This window comes from Stappia sp. (assembly GCF_965276915.1).
Classification (GTDB): Bacteria; Pseudomonadota; Alphaproteobacteria; order Rhizobiales; family Stappiaceae; genus Stappia.
On record NZ_OZ255709.1, the window covers coordinates 2,231,318 to 2,246,666 of the forward strand.

Annotated in this window: 18 protein-coding genes and 2 tRNA genes; 14 read left to right on the forward strand and 6 right to left on the reverse strand. The window is 64.6% G+C overall.

Going from position 1 to position 15,349, the window contains the following annotated elements:
* The first annotated feature begins 2 nt into the window (after nucleotides 1-2).
* The 3 genes from ACQY46_RS10420 to ACQY46_RS10430 are packed head-to-tail and all read left to right on the forward strand — an operon-like array spanning nucleotide 3 to nucleotide 4,053.
* Nucleotides 3-1,664: an ABC transporter ATP-binding protein gene (locus ACQY46_RS10420; RefSeq protein WP_428700168.1), complete on the forward strand. Its 1,662-nt coding sequence runs from the start codon at nucleotides 3-5 to the stop codon at nucleotides 1,662-1,664.
* A gap of 34 nt (nucleotides 1,665-1,698) precedes the next feature.
* Nucleotides 1,699-2,862: a M20 aminoacylase family protein gene (locus ACQY46_RS10425; protein WP_428700169.1), complete on the forward strand. Its 1,164-nt coding sequence runs from the start codon at nucleotides 1,699-1,701 to the stop codon at nucleotides 2,860-2,862.
* A 60-nt stretch (nucleotides 2,863-2,922) separates the two neighbouring features.
* A complete protein-coding gene (locus tag ACQY46_RS10430; protein ID WP_428700170.1) occupies nucleotides 2,923-4,053 on the forward strand; it encodes a M20/M25/M40 family metallo-hydrolase in 1,131 nt (376 codons plus the stop codon).
* Nucleotides 4,054-4,422: 369 nt separating this feature from the next.
* Here ACQY46_RS10430 and ACQY46_RS10435 read toward each other — a convergent pair whose 3' ends face one another.
* Nucleotides 4,423-4,917, reverse strand: a complete 495-nt coding sequence (locus ACQY46_RS10435) for a hypothetical protein (RefSeq protein ID WP_428700171.1) — start codon at nucleotides 4,915-4,917, stop codon at nucleotides 4,423-4,425.
* A gap of 199 nt (nucleotides 4,918-5,116) precedes the next feature.
* Between ACQY46_RS10435 and ACQY46_RS10440 the strand changes: the two genes are divergently transcribed.
* Nucleotides 5,117-5,722 carry an HAD-IA family hydrolase gene (locus tag ACQY46_RS10440; protein WP_428700468.1) on the forward strand — a complete coding sequence of 202 codons (606 nt, stop codon included), beginning with the start codon at nucleotides 5,117-5,119 and terminating at the stop codon, nucleotides 5,720-5,722.
* A 280-nt stretch (nucleotides 5,723-6,002) separates the two neighbouring features.
* Here ACQY46_RS10440 and ACQY46_RS10445 read toward each other — a convergent pair.
* A tRNA-Pro gene (locus tag ACQY46_RS10445) sits at nucleotides 6,003-6,079 on the reverse strand.
* Between the two features lie 321 nt (nucleotides 6,080-6,400).
* Between ACQY46_RS10445 and ACQY46_RS10450 the strand changes: the two genes are divergently transcribed.
* Nucleotides 6,401-6,475 (forward strand) — tRNA-Gln (locus ACQY46_RS10450).
* 614 nt (nucleotides 6,476-7,089) lie between these two features.
* Here ACQY46_RS10450 and ACQY46_RS10455 read toward each other — a convergent pair.
* The gene (locus ACQY46_RS10455; RefSeq protein WP_428700172.1) at nucleotides 7,090-7,548 is read right to left on the reverse strand and encodes a helix-turn-helix domain-containing protein; all 459 of its coding nucleotides are present in this window, start codon (nucleotides 7,546-7,548) and stop codon (nucleotides 7,090-7,092) included.
* A gap of 219 nt (nucleotides 7,549-7,767) precedes the next feature.
* Here ACQY46_RS10455 and ACQY46_RS10460 point away from each other — a divergent pair, with 219 nt between their 5' ends.
* On the forward strand, nucleotides 7,768-8,064 hold the full coding sequence (locus ACQY46_RS10460; protein ID WP_417766756.1) for a helix-turn-helix domain-containing protein: 297 nt from the start codon (nucleotides 7,768-7,770) through the stop codon (nucleotides 8,062-8,064).
* Between the two features lie 99 nt (nucleotides 8,065-8,163).
* Here ACQY46_RS10460 and ACQY46_RS10465 read toward each other — a convergent pair whose 3' ends face one another.
* On the reverse strand, nucleotides 8,164-8,445 hold the full coding sequence (locus ACQY46_RS10465; protein WP_428700173.1) for a hypothetical protein: 282 nt from the start codon (nucleotides 8,443-8,445) through the stop codon (nucleotides 8,164-8,166).
* A 178-nt stretch (nucleotides 8,446-8,623) separates the two neighbouring features.
* Here ACQY46_RS10465 and ACQY46_RS10470 point away from each other — a divergent pair, with 178 nt between their 5' ends.
* From ACQY46_RS10470 to ACQY46_RS10480, 3 genes are read left to right on the forward strand one after another with little or no spacing between them, the layout of a single operon-like run.
* On the forward strand, nucleotides 8,624-8,857 hold the full coding sequence (locus ACQY46_RS10470) for a hypothetical protein (RefSeq protein ID WP_428700174.1): 234 nt from the start codon (nucleotides 8,624-8,626) through the stop codon (nucleotides 8,855-8,857).
* A complete protein-coding gene (locus tag ACQY46_RS10475) occupies nucleotides 8,854-9,720 on the forward strand; it encodes a ParB N-terminal domain-containing protein (protein WP_428700175.1) in 867 nt (288 codons plus the stop codon). Before ACQY46_RS10470 ends, ACQY46_RS10475 begins: the two co-directional genes overlap by 4 nt.
* Before the next feature lie 60 nt (nucleotides 9,721-9,780).
* Nucleotides 9,781-10,188 (forward strand): hypothetical protein, encoded by a 408-nt coding sequence (locus tag ACQY46_RS10480; protein ID WP_428700176.1) that lies wholly within the window; start codon nucleotides 9,781-9,783, stop codon nucleotides 10,186-10,188.
* 5 nt (nucleotides 10,189-10,193) lie between these two features.
* Here the strand turns inward: ACQY46_RS10480 and ACQY46_RS10485 are convergent, their stop codons facing one another.
* Both ACQY46_RS10485 and ACQY46_RS10490 read right to left on the reverse strand, forming a co-directional pair.
* Nucleotides 10,194-10,739 (reverse strand): hypothetical protein, encoded by a 546-nt coding sequence (locus ACQY46_RS10485; protein ID WP_428700177.1) that lies wholly within the window; start codon nucleotides 10,737-10,739, stop codon nucleotides 10,194-10,196.
* 2 nt (nucleotides 10,740-10,741) lie between these two features.
* Nucleotides 10,742-10,912 carry a hypothetical protein gene (locus tag ACQY46_RS10490; RefSeq protein WP_428700178.1) on the reverse strand — a complete coding sequence of 57 codons (171 nt, stop codon included), beginning with the start codon at nucleotides 10,910-10,912 and terminating at the stop codon, nucleotides 10,742-10,744.
* Nucleotides 10,913-11,059: 147 nt separating this feature from the next.
* On the opposite strand from ACQY46_RS10490, the gene ACQY46_RS10495 reads away from it, so the two are divergent.
* The 5 genes from ACQY46_RS10495 to ACQY46_RS10515 all read left to right on the forward strand — a co-directional run bounded on the left by ACQY46_RS10495 (nucleotide 11,060) and on the right by ACQY46_RS10515 (nucleotide 15,331).
* On the forward strand, nucleotides 11,060-13,234 hold the full coding sequence (locus ACQY46_RS10495) for a DDE-type integrase/transposase/recombinase (RefSeq protein ID WP_428700179.1): 2,175 nt from the start codon (nucleotides 11,060-11,062) through the stop codon (nucleotides 13,232-13,234).
* Between the two features lie 67 nt (nucleotides 13,235-13,301).
* Nucleotides 13,302-14,066, forward strand: a complete 765-nt coding sequence (locus ACQY46_RS10500; protein WP_428700180.1) for an AAA family ATPase — start codon at nucleotides 13,302-13,304, stop codon at nucleotides 14,064-14,066.
* Nucleotides 14,066-14,701, forward strand: coding sequence for a hypothetical protein (locus tag ACQY46_RS10505; protein WP_428700181.1), 636 nt, complete (start codon nucleotides 14,066-14,068; stop codon nucleotides 14,699-14,701). The genes ACQY46_RS10500 and ACQY46_RS10505 overlap by 1 nt, the downstream gene beginning before the upstream one ends.
* The gene (locus ACQY46_RS10510; protein WP_428700182.1) at nucleotides 14,698-15,078 is read left to right on the forward strand and encodes a transcriptional regulator; all 381 of its coding nucleotides are present in this window, start codon (nucleotides 14,698-14,700) and stop codon (nucleotides 15,076-15,078) included. Before ACQY46_RS10505 ends, ACQY46_RS10510 begins: the two co-directional genes overlap by 4 nt.
* Complete coding sequence (locus ACQY46_RS10515) at nucleotides 15,068-15,331, forward strand: hypothetical protein (RefSeq protein ID WP_428700183.1); 264 nt, start codon at nucleotides 15,068-15,070, stop codon at nucleotides 15,329-15,331. Before ACQY46_RS10510 ends, ACQY46_RS10515 begins: the two co-directional genes overlap by 11 nt.
* The last annotated feature ends 18 nt before the right edge of the window (nucleotides 15,332-15,349 follow it).

The window sequence follows — 15,349 nt, forward strand, 5'->3', positions numbered from 1 at the left end:
CCATGAAATTCAAGTCCCGCACATTCGACGACGTCGCCGGCGTCCTGGAAATCACCGACCTCAGCGTCCGTCTTTCCGGCAATGCCAGCGCCGATCCCGTCCTCGACCGCATCTCGCTCACCATCCGCCAGGGCGAGACGGTGTGCCTTGTCGGCGAAAGCGGCTCCGGCAAGTCCGTGACCTCGCTGTCCGTCATGGGGCTCTTGCCGAAAGGCGCGCTGGAGGTGACGGGCGGGCGCATCGCGCTGGAGGGCCGCAACCTGCTGGAACTCGGCCCCAATGCGATGCGCGACCTGCGCGCCAGCAAGATCTCGATGATCTTCCAGGAGCCGATGACCGCGCTCAATCCGGTGATGCGGGTCGGCGACCAGATCGAGGAAGTGCTCGACACCCACGCGAAGCTCCCGGCGCGCGAGAAGAGGGCCCGCGTCCTAGACATCATGGAGCAGGTGCACCTGCCGGATGTCGAGCGCATCTACCGCTCCTATCCGCACCAGCTCTCCGGCGGCCAGCGCCAGCGCATCATGATCGCCATGGCGCTGATCCTGGAACCGCAACTCCTGATCGCCGACGAGCCGACCACGGCGCTCGACGTCACCACCCAGCAGCAGATCCTGAGCCTCATTTCCGAGATGCAGGAAAAGCACGGCACGGCGGTGCTGTTCATCACCCACGACATGGGCGTGGTGGCGGAGATCGCCGACACCGTGCATGTGATGAAGCTCGGGCGGATCGTCGAGCAGGCGCCGGTGGAGACGCTGCTGCGCGAACCGCGCGAGGACTACACCCGCGACCTCTTGCGCTCCGTGCCGAGCCTGACGCCGCGCGCCGCGCGCCCCGACCCCGATGGCGGGGCGGTGCTCACCGTCTCGTCGCTGGAAAAGGTCTATGGCGGGCACGGCGTTTTCAAGCGGCGCGAGCCGACACGGGCGGCGAGCGAGGTCAGTTTCGAGATCCCGCGCGGCCGCACGCTCGGCATCGTCGGCGAGAGCGGCTCGGGAAAGTCGACCGTCGCCCGCTGCATCATGCGGCTGATCGACCCGACCGGCGGCGACGTCAAGGTGGCCGGCATCGACATCGCGCGCCTGTCCCGGCGCGAGCTCAGGCCGCACCGCAAGCATGTGCAGATCGTCTTCCAGGATCCGTTCCGCTCGCTCAATCCGCGCTGGACCGTCGGGCGCAGCCTGATCGAGGGACCGCTCAACAGCGGCACCGACAAACGGGCGGCGCTGAAACGGGCGGCCGAGCTGCTCGCCCTGGTGGGTTTGCCGGACGACGCGCTCGACCGCTACCCGCACCAGTTTTCCGGCGGCCAGCGCCAGCGCATCGCCATTGCCCGGGCGATCGCCATGGAACCGGACGTGCTCGTCGCCGACGAGGCGGTCTCCGCGCTCGACGTCTCCGTGCAGGCGCAGGTGCTGCAGCTTCTTGATGAGCTGCAGGAAAAACTCGGCATCGCCATCCTGTTCATCACCCACGACCTGCGCGTCGCCGCGCAGATCTGCGACGAGGTGGTGGTGATGCAGCATGGCCGCGTCGTCGAGCACGATGCCGCCGCCGCCGTCCTCGCCAGCCCCCGGCACGCCTATACCCGCGCTCTCATCGAGGCGGCGCCGGGCCGGTCCTGGGACTTCGCCAATTTCCGGGAACTGACGACCGCATAACCCTTTCACTTCTTTTCGCATCTGGAGAAAACCCATGCCCGTCCTGCCGCAGATCGCCGCCTACGCCAGCGAACTGACCGACATTCGCCGCGACTTCCACGAGAACCCGGAGATCGGCTTCGAGGAGGTGCGCACCTCCGGCATCGTCGCCGAACTGCTGCGCAAGTGGGGCGTCGACGAGGTCCATACCGGCATCGGCAAGACCGGCGTCGTCGGCATCGTCAAGGGCAAGCGCGAGGGATCGCGCTCCGTCGGCCTGCGCGCCGACATGGACGCGCTGCCGATGGACGAGCTGACCAACCTGCCCTATGCCTCGAAGAACCCGGGCGCCTTCCACGGCTGCGGCCATGACAGCCACACCACGATGCTGCTCGGCGCGGCGCGCTACCTTGCCGAGACCCGCGACTTCGCCGGCCGCGTCGTGCTGATCTTCCAGCCGGCCGAGGAAGGCCTGGGCGGCGCCCGCGCCATGCTGGAGGAGGGGCTGTTCGAGAAGTTCCCCTGCGACGAGATCTACGGCATGCACAACAACCCGCTCGCCCCGCCGGAGACCTTCGGCGTCAAGCCCGGCCCGGCGATGGCCGGCGCCACCTTCTTCGACATCACCATCAACGGCGTCGGCAGCCACGGGGCGATGCCGCACCATGCGCGCGATCCGATCGTCATCGCCACCGCGCTGGTGCAGAACCTGCAGACGGTGATCAGCCGCAACGTGCCGGCGACCGAGCCGGCGGTGCTGTCGGTCACCCAGGTCCATTCCGGCTCCGCCTACAATGTCGTCCCGGACAAGGCGGTGATTTCCGGCACGATCCGCTATTTCTCCGATGATGTCCGCGACCTCATCCACCACCGCGTCGAGAAGCTGTGCGCCGGCCTTGCCCAGTCCTATGAGGTGGAGATCGTGCCCGACCTGCGCCCGATCTTCGACGTGCTGATGAACGATGCCGACCTTGCCGAAGCCTACCGGGAGGCCGCCGGCGACATCGTCGGCGCGGAGAAGGCGACGGTGACGGAGGAACTGGTCACCGGCAGCGAGGACTTCGCCGACATGCTCAAGGTCGTCCCCGGCGCCTATTGCACGCTCGGCCACAAGGGCGACGTGCCGGTGCACAATCCCGGTTTCCTGCTCGACGACGACATGCTGCCGGTCGGCGCCAGCATCATGGCGCGCATCGCCGAGAAGCGCCTGTCCCTTTAGTGCCTGTCCCTTTGACGCCGCCCCGAATTTCGCGAAGCACCTTTCAGGAACCCCCACGCCATGAGCTATCTCGACCTGCCGTTTGACACCGATACGATGCTGGCCGGGCTGAAGCCCTGGGTCGAGTGCGAGAGCCCGACCTTCGACGCCGCCGCCGTCGACCGGATGATGGATCTTGCCGCCTATGACCTTGCCGCCGTTGGCGCCGAGATCGAGCGCATCCCCGGCCGCATGGGCTTCGGCGGCTCGCTGCGCGCCCGCCTGCCGCACAGGGATTTCGGCAAGCCGGGCATTCTCGTCTCCGGCCATCTCGACACGGTGCACCCGATCGGCACCCTGGCGAAGAACCCCTGGCGGATCGAGGACGGGCGCTGCTACGGCCCCGGCATCCAGGACATGAAGGGCGGCAACTTCGTCACCGTCGAGGTGCTGCGCCAGCTGACGCTTGCCGGCATCGAGACGCCGCTGCCGGTCACCGTGCTGTTCACCCCCGACGAGGAGGTCGGCACGCCTTCGACGCGCGAACTGATCGAGATGGAGGCGCGCAAGAACAAGATCGTGCTGGTGCCCGAGCCGGCCCATCACGACGGCTCCGCCGTCACCGGGCGCTTTGCCATCGCCCGCTTCAACATCCGCACCTCCGGGCGTCCGAGCCATGCCGGCTGGGCGCTGAAGGACGGCCGCTCGGCGATTGCCGCCATGGCCCGCAAGATCCTCGAGATCGAGGCGATGACCACCGAGGACTGCACCTTCTCCGTCGGCGTCATCCATGCCGGCCAGTGGGTCAACTGCGTTTCGTCCTTCTGCGACGCGGAGGTGCTGTCCATGGCCAAGCGCCAGCACGACCTCGACGAGGGCGTCAAGCGCATGCTGGCGCTGAGCGGCGAGGAGAACGACGTCGTCATCGAGGTGACGCGCGGCGTGACGCGGCCGGTCTGGGAGCCGGACGAGGGCACGCTTGCGGTCTACGAGACGGCGCGCGGCATCGCCGGGGAGATCGGCTTCGACCTCACCCATTGCAGCGCCGGTGGCGGTTCGGACGGCAACTTCACCGGCGCGCTCGGCATCCCGACGCTCGATTCCATCGGCGTGCGCGGCGCGGGCCTGCATACGCTCACTGAGCATATCGAGGTCGACAGCCTCGTGGAGCGCGCCAGGCTCATCGCCGGGCTGATGCTGCGGCTGAAGTAACGGCGCGGCGTCTGGAAGCTGGAGTGGGCCGACCCGGATCTGAAGCGGGTCGGTACCTCTCCCAAGCTGCAGCATCCCAAGACCCACCGGCGCAGCGGCCACCGCCCCTGCGCCGGTTTTGTATCGAGGCCTCTCCTTTCGTCATCCCGCACGAAGCGCAGCGGCGATGCGGGACCGGAGAGCCGAGGGCCTATGAGGCGTGCTCCATATCCATGCCACGACCGTCCTGCCTCTCCGGTCCCGGATCTTCGGCCTTCGGCCTCGTCCGGGAAGAGGCAACGAGAGGCATCCCGCCTCACGCCCGCTGAGGGCACCTCTGGGTCCCGGCTCTGCGCTGGCGCGCGGGCCGAGCCCGCACTTTCGAATGTGTCAGGGCTGAACGTCTTGCTTGCCGCAGGGTTGGACGACGATGTCGTAAGCCTCTCTCATGCGCGAGATGTCGAACGATGCCTCGATGAGGACGGCGTCCTTGTCGCGCATGACCACGTCAAGCGTCTGGCCCCCGACAATCTGATCCAGGAAGGGCTTGGCTGTGTCGGCATCCGGGAGCTCGAAAGTACGCTTGTTTTCATGGGCGGGCATGGACACGGAGTGAGGCGGGCCCCCGTCGATCCGGTACGTCAGTTCGGCGGCATCTGCGTTGAAAATTCTATCGCGCCCGATCCACAAACTTAGCCTGTCCATAATACAGGCCATGGCGAATATCGTGCGCTCGCCGCTTTCAGGCTTGCTCCATAGCACTCCTGACGTGATCAGGGTCTCGGTCTGGTTCGGCCCGCCGTGGATCTCCCATTCCGCGCTCGCGGTGCCGCCTGTCTGCGCGCTGGCCGCGCCTATCGTGAGCGCCAGCGCGGCGAGTGCCATTCCCGGTCTTTGCATCGTGTTTCCTTGTTCCACCTGAGTTCGGATCTCAGCACATTGGCGCATTGCCCGTCCATGTTTCCCGCTCCGTCGGGAGTGAGAAGTGCGGCAGGCCCGCCGTCTGGCGAACGCGCAGGGCGTGCTTCACCCGTCCGCTCGTCGTGCTAGTCTCGCCCCGCGCAACGGAGAGCGAGTGGGAATGATCAAGGGGCTGATGGTTGACGTGGACGGCGTCCTGGTTTGCGGCCGACCTTCGGATGGGCAGTCGTGGGCCTCGGCTCTTCCGGAAGACCTCGGCATTTCGCTGGAGGACCTGCAGTGCGAGTTTTTCAGGCCCCACTGGAGCGAGATCGTGATCGGGCAGGCCGAGCTGCCGGACCGTCTGGAACCTGTTCTCGCCAGGATCGCGCCGCATCTTTCCTGCGATGAGTTCATTGGCTACTGGTTCGAGAACGATGCGCGGCTGAACATCGAGTTGCTCGAAGAACTGGATCGTCAGCGCAGCGCCGGGATGCCGGTCTGGCTGGCCACCAACCAGGAGCATCTCAGGGCGGCATACCTGATGGATGTTCTCGCCTTGGCCGGTCGTTGCGACGGTATCTGTTACTCGGCGGCGATGGGGTGCCGCAAGCCGGAGGCGGCGTTCTTCGAAAAAGCCGCCGCCCGTTCGGGCCTTCCGGCCGAGCACCTGCTTTTGATCGACGATACGTCGGCGAACGTCGTCGCGGCGCAAGCTGCGGGCTGGTACGCGGCCGAATGGCGCGAGGGAAGCTCGTTGGCGGCCGTGCTGGCTGCGTTCGAAGCCTGAAGGCTCCGCCATGTTCTGACTTCGCGCTGTCGCCCTTCGGGCTTCGCTCCGGTCAGGACCTCGCATAAGCTCGGACGGCCCTTGGCCTTGCGAACCCAGCGGGTTCGAAATGTCTCCGCGATGCTCCGCCCGGCCGTCGATGAGGCTTGCCCGACGCCTCTTGGATGCACGCAGGCCTGGATGCAGGCAGACTTGGATGCAGGCAGGCGGGTCGCGCCCCTTGCGACGATTGTTACCCCGAAAGGGACGGTGCCGGCGCAGCTAGGTGTCTGGATTTAAATGGTCGGAGTGGCAGGATTTGAACCTGCGACCCCCTCGTCCCGAACGAGGTGCGCTACCAGGCTGCGCTACACTCCGAATCCATGCGCCGGAAGACCGCGAGGCGGTGGCGGCGAGCGTTTGACCGGGTCGGGTGTCCGGCGCTCGTCGATGGCGTGGCGGGTTCATATCACCACGATGGGGGCTCCGCAACCCTGTCATCGCATCGCATTTTCACGTGCCTGTGGATGAGCTTGCCGCGCTGCGCCGATCTCCCCGGCGACCTTTGCCCGTCCGGCGGGCAGGCGCCGCCCGTTCGCCGGAACGGGGGTGTTCACAGGGAGCCTCGCAAGGGCCTTCGAAGGACAACGCCCCGCTTGCGCAGCGCGGGCGCTCTCGCTATACAGGCCGCCAGCAAATTGGGGCGTCGCCAAGTGGTAAGGCAGCGGCTTTTGGTGCCGCCATTCGCAGGTTCGAATCCTGCCGCCCCAGCCAGCCCGCCCGATCGGGCTGGCTCGGCATGTCGGCCCCTTGCGTATGGCCGCCTGATTTCTCCCTGCCAAAAAGCGTCCCGTTTTGTCGCCGGGAGATCCTGCACAAATGGCGGATGCGGGCCCGGCTTTCAGAAAATTGCGGCCGCAACGGCAAGCGTTTCGCTTTCTCTATGTGTAACGCGCAAGAACACATGGCACAGAACCGGGATTAGGTGGGAATAGGCGAAAACAGCCGAAAGAGCCCGGAAATCTGCGGTTTGCCGTGACAGCGCAACGGGAAAACCCGAAACCGTCCGCGCAAGATCAAATGGCACAAAACGGCTGTCAGGACCGCGTTCCAAAAATCGGAAGCGGCGGAAAAGCGCCAAACAGCACTCTAAGGTCGGAACTCGGGTTCCGACCCTGAATTGGCGGAGTACCGCCATTCTCCGGGATAGAGGTCGGAACTCGCGATCTTCTGAAAATACCGCCTGAGATCCGGCCTGTGGCTGACGGGAGCGCCTCAGCCAAGCACAACTGATGAGCGATGCAACTTCACTCGCGAAATACGTGCAAAACCGAGTTGCAAACTCTATTGAGCAGCAATTAATACGATCATTCAAAATTCTAGAAGCATCAAGCCTGACGTTTACCGGTTCCAGGCTCGGCAGCAGCCGTTTGCAATTTTTTGCGCAGACGCGCTTCCAGCCATGGCAGCAGGCTTTCCAGTTCCGCCGCATCGGCAGGATCTTCAGCGCGTGCCAACAGCGCGTTGTACGCCTCCGCCTGCTCGTCCAGTGCCGCATCGGGCGGCAGCTTGACGCCTTCTTCCTTATGCACCCGTCCAACGAGCCGGCCGACTTGGCGAAACAGCGCAGGGTCGATTCCACGCGGCCCAAGCAGACCTGGTGCCTTTAGCGGTACGGCAAACATCTCCCCTTCTCCGGTGACAAGCCACTCCAAGCTGACACCTAGGCGAACATAGGCGGATAAGGCCGATGCCGGAGGTTCCGCTTCACCGCGTTCATAGTTGGCGAGGGTGCTCTTGTTCAAACCCGCCCGTTCAGAGAATTCCGCGCGGTCCTGATCGCCCAATGCCTTTCGAACGTCTCTTAGCCGTCGGCCAAGCGGCGTTTTGGGCTCGACTTCTGGTCTAGCCAACAGCTCACCCCAATAAAACCAGATTACCCTTTACAAAAGGGAGATATGGTTTTATTCCTGTTTTAACGGCCCGTGATTTGGGGCCGTTGTTTCACATCAACCGTTCAAAGAAACCGGCCTGTTGCCGCAGGCCGGTTTCGCAAGGGGTAGCCCATGAAGCCTGGAAAGCGTCCCGCATGGGACCAACACTCCATCAAGGCCGAGCTGCACCGACGCGGCATGACGCTTTCGGCCCTGGCCGAGAGCATCGACATGAAGCCGAATTCCTTCGGCCATGTCTGGAAACGAACGAACCGCAAGGCCGAGGCGGCTATCGCCCAGTTCCTTGAGGTGCCCGTCGAGCAGCTCTTTCCCGATCGGTATCCGATCACGAAAACCCGCATTCTTTCTAGCAGGTATGAGCCGAAGGCCACCAGTGCCAATCGCGGCCAGGACCGCGCGGCAGCATGAGTGCTTCCCCTTCCGAGGTCCTCGCAGCCAAGAGAGAAGCCCAGGAACACGTGCTTTCCAGAGTACTGCCGGCGGCACGAGCTCAGATGGCAGCGCATTTCAGGGCCGCTGTCCGCGATGCGGTGCGCGAGGTTCTGCCGGAGGTCCTTGAGGAGCTTCGTGCGGAAGGATCAAGCCGATGATCCGCCGCGTCTCTTCGTCGCCGAATGCACGTACGGCGGGCGGTGTGTTGTCGGGCCAATCCAACAGCGTCCGTTCGGCTGCCTCACGGACCACGGCGGTAAAACCGGGCCTCAACTCCTCCAGGCAGGCGGTCATGCATCGCTGGATCACGTCTCGGACATTCTCTCGGTGCTCATCCATCCATCTCGTCTCGATCATCGGTCTTTCCCCTCGGCTCGTCCCTGCTGACGATCCTAGGAGGCCGACGATCGTCCGGAACAGGAAATTCCGGACCGTCCGAGCTGACAGTTCGGCGTCTGACATCCGTTGTCTGCGTCAGCACGAACGACGTCGGCTGACAGGCCAACTCCCAACCTTCTCCATGCTGGAGCCTCCCATGAAAGCCATTCTGACCAAGGTGTCGGCATCAGGCCGGCGCTACTACCACACAGGCCGCAACCACGTGATCAGCGTCGACGGTGGCGGTTCCGCCATCGTCGCGGAAACGAGTTTTTTCGATGGCGATGCGCACCGGTTTGCCGATCTGGCCGAGGCGCAAGCCGAAGTCGACTGGTTGAAAGGGCGCGGTATCGGCGGAGCGGATTGGCAGGCTGACGAGGTGCAGGCGTGACTGCACCAGAACAGCTTCCACTCGCAAAAATCGATGCCAGCAATCGCCTACGCAAGGTGCTACCGGCTCGCGCCGAGGCGCTCGCCGAGGACTTCGACCAACGCGGGTTGTTGACGCCGGTCGAGGTGGTCGGTCCACTCGAAGGCGGCGGCTACCGGTTGGTGTACGGGGCGCACCGCCTGGCGGCGGTCAAGCTGCTCGGCTGGGACAGCATTCCGGCTGCCGTGCACGCGCCCGATACCTTTGCCGACGAAGCGCAGGAACGCCTGCGAGAAATCCGCGAGAACCTGATGCGGTTCGAGCTGAACGCGCTGGAGCGGGCCGTGGCGATCGCCGCCTGGCGGGACATCTACGAGGCTGCGAACGGCCAGGTGAAGCCCGGTCGCAAGGCGAAAAAGGCGGCGGAGGGAAATAGTGCAAACATTGCAGAATTGCAGCCCGCCGGAAATCTCGACGATCAAAGTGCAAAGTTTGCACTTTGTTTTTCCGACGCTGCCCAGGCCGCATTCGGACTGAGCGGGCGAGCGATCTATCTGGCTCTCAAGATCGCCACCGTTCCGGAAAATATCCGGGATCGGATTGCCGAAAGCGCCCTTGCCAACAATCAATCGGAACTTCTCAAGCTCGCCGACCAGTCACCCGAGCGCCAAGCACAGATCGTCGGTCTGCTGCTCGCCGAGCCTCCGATGGCCGCGACCGTCGATGCGGCGATCGCCGTCCTCGACAAGACGCCTGCGCCCCGGAAATCCGGTGCATGGGAAAAGCTGTCGGACACGTTCTCGCGGCTGAAGAAGACGGAACAACATCGCTTCTTCGAAGCGCATCGCGAGGCCGTCGAACTCTGGCTGGCGGAGCGAGGCTAAACCATGTCCCGCCGCCGCGACCCTCTCACTCCAGACCTGTTCTCCTGGGAGCCGCCCAAGGTGACCGTCAGCCTTGGAGACGAGGCCCCGGGTCGCGGCGCGCTCGACAACCAGATTGCGCGAATGGTGTCGCGCGCCCTTCGCGAGGCGCGCGAGGACGGATCATCACGGGCGGAGATTGCCCGGCAGATTTCGGCAACGGTGGGCCGCACAGTCTCCGAGGCCACGCTCGACAAGTGGGCAAGTGAAGCGTCGGAAGAGCATCGCATCCCGCTCGACGCCTTCATCGCGCTGGTCGAGGCCACAGGCTGCAATGGCGTGCTCGGCGCGGTCGTCGAGCGCTTCGGCTTCGTCGTGGTGCCCGCCCGCTATGCCGACCTCATCGAATTGCACTTGATCGAAGAACACGCGCAGGAGGTTGCCGCGCGGCGCGCCGCCGTGGAAGCCAAATGGAGGTCGCGACGATGACCCGATCAGCTCTTCTTGGCTGTGGCAACCTCACTGTTCTTGGAAAAATCGCTTCCCTCAAAGGCGAACAGCCATCCGAGCAGCATGTGGCGCGGTTTCAGAACCAGCCGCTCACTGCGCGGGTAGATCTCGGTCGCATCGAGAGCGTCGTTGAAGGCCTTGGCATCGAGAGCGCGGAGCACAGGCGGTTCGTCCGCCGTGATGCGGATCATCTGTGCATACCATTCCGCGCAGAGTTTCGGGTCATCGCTGGCCGCGCTCTCGATCTCCGCAAGCAAATGGTAGTAGTCGCGCTGGAGCTGCTGGTGATCGCGGGCCATGCGGCCAAAGTCGAGCACGAGTTGGAGCGCGCCGATAGCCGCGATCGCCGCGCCGATCCAGATCAGGTCGACGCCAATTCGGGCAAAGACGTCGCCCATCGCGCCTGCGCCCAGGATCACGACCGCGAAGTTGAACATACGGTTCAGCCTTTCGAAATGCATGCGCCGTGCCGTGTGATAGAGCGCGTTACGCAGGACATTGAACCGGATGTTGTCGCGGTCGGGAGTCATCGTCACTTTCCTTTCGGTGGCTTCACCGGTTGTCTGACCCCGGGGCTCTGCTGGGGCGTGGGGCGGTCGGTTGACAACTGCATGTTGGGTTGTCGCACGCCCATGGAATTGATCGCCATGCTCATGCCAGGGCGAGTCACTCCGAAGGCACGCGTTTCCTTCTTCTTCGTCATTCGGATCGTCTCCTTGTGGTCGCTTCATAAGGGGATGCCAGGGGCCGGTGCGCGCGTGACCACGCGCCGGCCCCATCATCATACCAGCGTTCGCGCGAAAGCTGCACCCATGTCCGCCCGCATCCAAGCTGTCGGGAGGTCGCGGCGATGAAGGAGTGGTTCACCGCCCGCGAGATCGCCGAACTCGATTTGCCGGGAGTTCCGGGAAGCGAACGAGGGGTACGCGTGCTTTCCGACCGGGAAAGCTGGACCACACACCCGTTCCTCGCCCGTGACCGCAAGGGAGCGGAAGGCGGCGGTGGTCGCGAGTACCATTTCCGCCTGCTTCCGACGGAAGCCCAATTGGAGTTCACCCGTCGCGTTCTGGCCGTGCGCAAGGAAGTGCTGCGCTCTGAAAACGGCGACGTTCAAATCACCTTCAAAGGCAGCGACAGCGCACGCCGCGAGCGGGACGCGCGCCTTGCGATCCTCAGCGTTTTCGAACAGTTCCGGTCTGGCTTGTCGCTCGGACTTGCATCCAGCCTCCAGATCTTTTGCGACCGCTACAATGTGGGGAGCCTGCCAGTCGAGGCCTGGATCAGGGAGACGGTTCCGCACCTTTCCAAGCGCTCCTTGCAGCGTTGGCGTTCGGCCAAGCGGTCCGGTGGCGCCGACCGGCTGGCAGTCGACCGCTCGGCCGCTCGCAAGGGCAAAGGCGTCCTTGACAGCGCCAATGGCGGCACCGTGCGGGCCTTCATCTTTGCGCTCGTGGCCCACCAACCGCACCTGTCGGCCGATCTCGTTCGGATGACATGCCGCGACGAGTTCGGCGACGCGCTCACCGTCGAACGACAAGGGCGGAGCGTCTCGGTCGAGATGCCACCGGTTCGCACGTTCCAGCACTTCATCAAGCGTTTGAAGGAGACCGAAAAGGTCGCCCTGACGAAACTTTCGAACCCCGATCGATACCGCTCGACCATGGCGCCAGCCGGTGTGGGCGCGCTCCGTCATATCCGGGAACCGAATGCCTTGTGGCAGATCGACGCCTCGCCGGTCGATGCGCTGTGCACCGATGGCCGGCATGCGATCTATGCCTGCATCGATATCGCGACACGCAGGACGCTGTTCTACGTCTCCAAGACGCCACGCGCGGCCGCCGTCGCGATGCTTCTGCGCCGAGCGATCCTCGCCTGGGGCGTGCCGGACGTCATCACGACCGACAACGGCTCGGACTTCGTTGCCCGCGACACAAAGCGCCTGTTCGCCGCGCTCGATATCGAGGCGGACGTTTCCGACGCCTACAGCCCGGAGCAAAAGGGTCATGTCGAGCGCGTCATTCGCACTTTCCAGCACGATTGCGCCACCTTGTTGCCGGGCTTCGTCGGTCACTCGGTCGCAGACCGAAAGGCGATTGAGGACCGCAAAACCTTCGCGGCGCGCCTTGGTGCGGATACTGCCGAGCTGTTCGGCGTCTCGATGACTGGACCGGAGCTGCAGCGCTACGTCGATGAGTGGGTCGAATTGCGCTACCAGCACCGCCCGCATGCGGGGCTCAAGGGCAAAACGCCGGCCGAGGCTGCACTGGTCTCGACCGCTTCAATTCGCACTGTCGATCCGCGCGCCCTCGACGTGCTCCTTATGCCGGTCGCCGGTCAGGACGGGCTCAGAACCGTCACCAAGACCGGTATCCGGATCGATCACTTCCACTACGTGATCAATGCCGCGCTTCCCGGTGCCCAGGTCTTTGTCCGAATGGACCCGAACGACGCAGGCCGCGCCGTCGCCTTTGCTGCCGGCGATGGTTCCTATCTTGGCGACGCGATCTGCGCGGAACTGGCGGGCATCCATCCGTCCACGCTTCTCGCCGCCAAGCGCGAAGCGCAGGCCGAGACCCTGGACGCGGCGACCCGGCAGGCACGCTCCAAGATCCGCGAGATCACCAAAGGCCGGCCGCTGATCGAGCGGGTGCTCGAAACCGCCCGTCGCGATCTGCCGAACGTCCTCGCTCTGCCGAAACGCGAGGAACGTCACGAAACGCCCGCCATCGCTGCCGCACTCGACGCGGTGACACCGGCCGAGGCTCCGGCGCAGCCGAAGCGCGCGGCCGAGCTCCTGGAAGAGATGCGGAAGGAAATGGCCGCACCGGCAGCACCGGCCCCGTCCGTCACACCGATCCGCCGCCAGGAACCTCCACAGCTCCGGTTTCGCCGGGCGCTCGAGCTGATGGACCGGCTTGCGGCCGGCGAGGACATCACGACTGACGAAGCGCTGTGGCTCGGCAGTTATCGGGACGGGTCGGAGTACCGCGCTCTGCATGCGCTGCACGAGGATTTCGGCGGATAGGTCCGCCCAAGAAAAAAGGAGCCCCGGCAAACCGGAGCCCCCCAAAGGCATTTCGAAGGACGAAAACATGGCTGCAAACGAGAACACGGTCAAGGCACCACGCGGGTCAATCGCTCCGCTCAAGAATGTCGCTGCCCTGCTCATGATGATTGAAGCCCTGCGCACCCGCGCTGTCGGGTTGCCGGGGATCGGCGTGTTCAGTGGCGATAGCGGATACGGCAAGAGCGTTGCAGCGCAATACGCGATGAACAAGACCGGCGCGGTCTATGTCGAGGTCCGCCACTATTGGGCGAAGAAGACGTTTTGCGAGGCCTTGCTTGCGGAGCTCGGGCAGCATCGTTCGCGCGGCACCATCGCTTCCATGATGGGCGACATCATCCATCGGCTGGGCGATGCACCCGATCGGCCCTTGATCATCGACGAGGCTGACAAGCTCGTTGACGGCAAGATGATCGAGTTCATCCGGGACATTCATGAAACGACGCAGGTCCCCGTCATTCTGATCGGCGAAGAGCTGCTGCCAAAGAAGCTGGAAGCGCATGAGCGCGTGCACAACCGCGTTCTGGACTTTCAACTGGCACAGCCCTGCGACGAGGAAGACACGGCCGTTCTCGCCCGTTTCCTGTGCCCTGAGATCGAAATTGCGGCGGACCTGCTTGCGGACATCAGGACGCGGACGGCCGGCAAGGCTCGGCGCATTGCCACCACCCTTCATGAGGTCCGGCAATTTGCCCGCAACCACGGCCTCAAGGCCGTTGATCGCTCCAGCTACGAGGGACGGATCTTCACGGGCGAGACACCGATCCGACGCCGAGCGGGAGGGCGCGGCTGATGTCGGCGGTCCTGAAACTCCAGACGATCAAGGGTCGGCCGGTTCTGCGCGGATACGAGCACATCTGGTCCGTGATCCTCGACCTGACCCGGGACGGCGCGGCCTTCACCAGACACGACGTCGACCAGCGAAGTTGCGATCCCGGCGACACCACCGTCACCGACTATCTGCGCCGGCTGCTGCGGGCCGGCATCCTTGAAGAAGTCGGCTTCGAGCCTGCCATCGGCCGGAGACGCGGGCGCCGGATCTATCGGTTGGTCCAACGCCATCAAGAGGCGCCACGTCTGCGCCGTGACGGGTCGCCCGCACCCGCGATGATCAACCAACTCCTTTGGAACACCATGCGGCACCTGCTGCGCGACGGGTTCACGGCGCGTGATCTCGCCGCCTTTGCGTCAACCGACGAAACGACTGTGCCCCAAGTGACCGCAGTGAGCTACGTCAAGCGCCTTGCGGATGCGGGATATCTGCATTGCCTTGAACCCGGTCGGGGAAGGCATCTCGGAAAATGGCGTCTCAAGCCGTCCATGAACACAGGGCCGAGGCCACCCAAGATCCTTCGCGCGCACACGGTTTACGACCCCAACACGAATGCCTTTCACGGGCAACCCGTCGCCGAGGAGGTCGCACCATGACGCCGGTCTCCATGGTCGACAAGGCCACCACCGGATGGGGCGAAGCGCCCGATTGGGTGCGCGAACTGGCCGGTCTGGCGGATCGCGACGGCCTGAATGGTGCCGCCGCACGGATCGGCTACTCGCCGGCAACCACAAGCCAGGTGATCAACGGGAAGTATCTCGGCGACCTGGCCAAGGTCGAGGAGCGCGTGCGCGGGGCCTTGATGGGCTTGTTGGTCGATTGCCCTGTCGTTGGCGACCTCAGCCGGGACCAGTGCCTTGACTGGCAAAAGAAGCCCTATGCACCGACCTCGGCTCACCGTGTCCGCATGTTCCGGGCCTGCCGGGCCGGTTGCCCCCACTCCCGCGTGAAAGGAGGCGGCGATGCTGTCTGATGACATCCGAGCTCTGCGCAAGTGGGTCGACGATCACACCACAGACAGCGGCGGCCTCGTCCTGTCCCCCATGCTCACGCACCTCATGAAGATTGCCTTCCTCAACCTGTTGAAACGCTCATCAAGCATGGAGGCGAGCCGGATCGCCGGCCCGTCAACAATCACGGACGCGGATCTTGCCTCCGGCAAGGTCGAGCGTCTGCCGGTGATCGCACGGCCGGCACCCTCCGATGATGGAGGGTCGGCGGCATGAGCGAAGCCCTCGAAACAC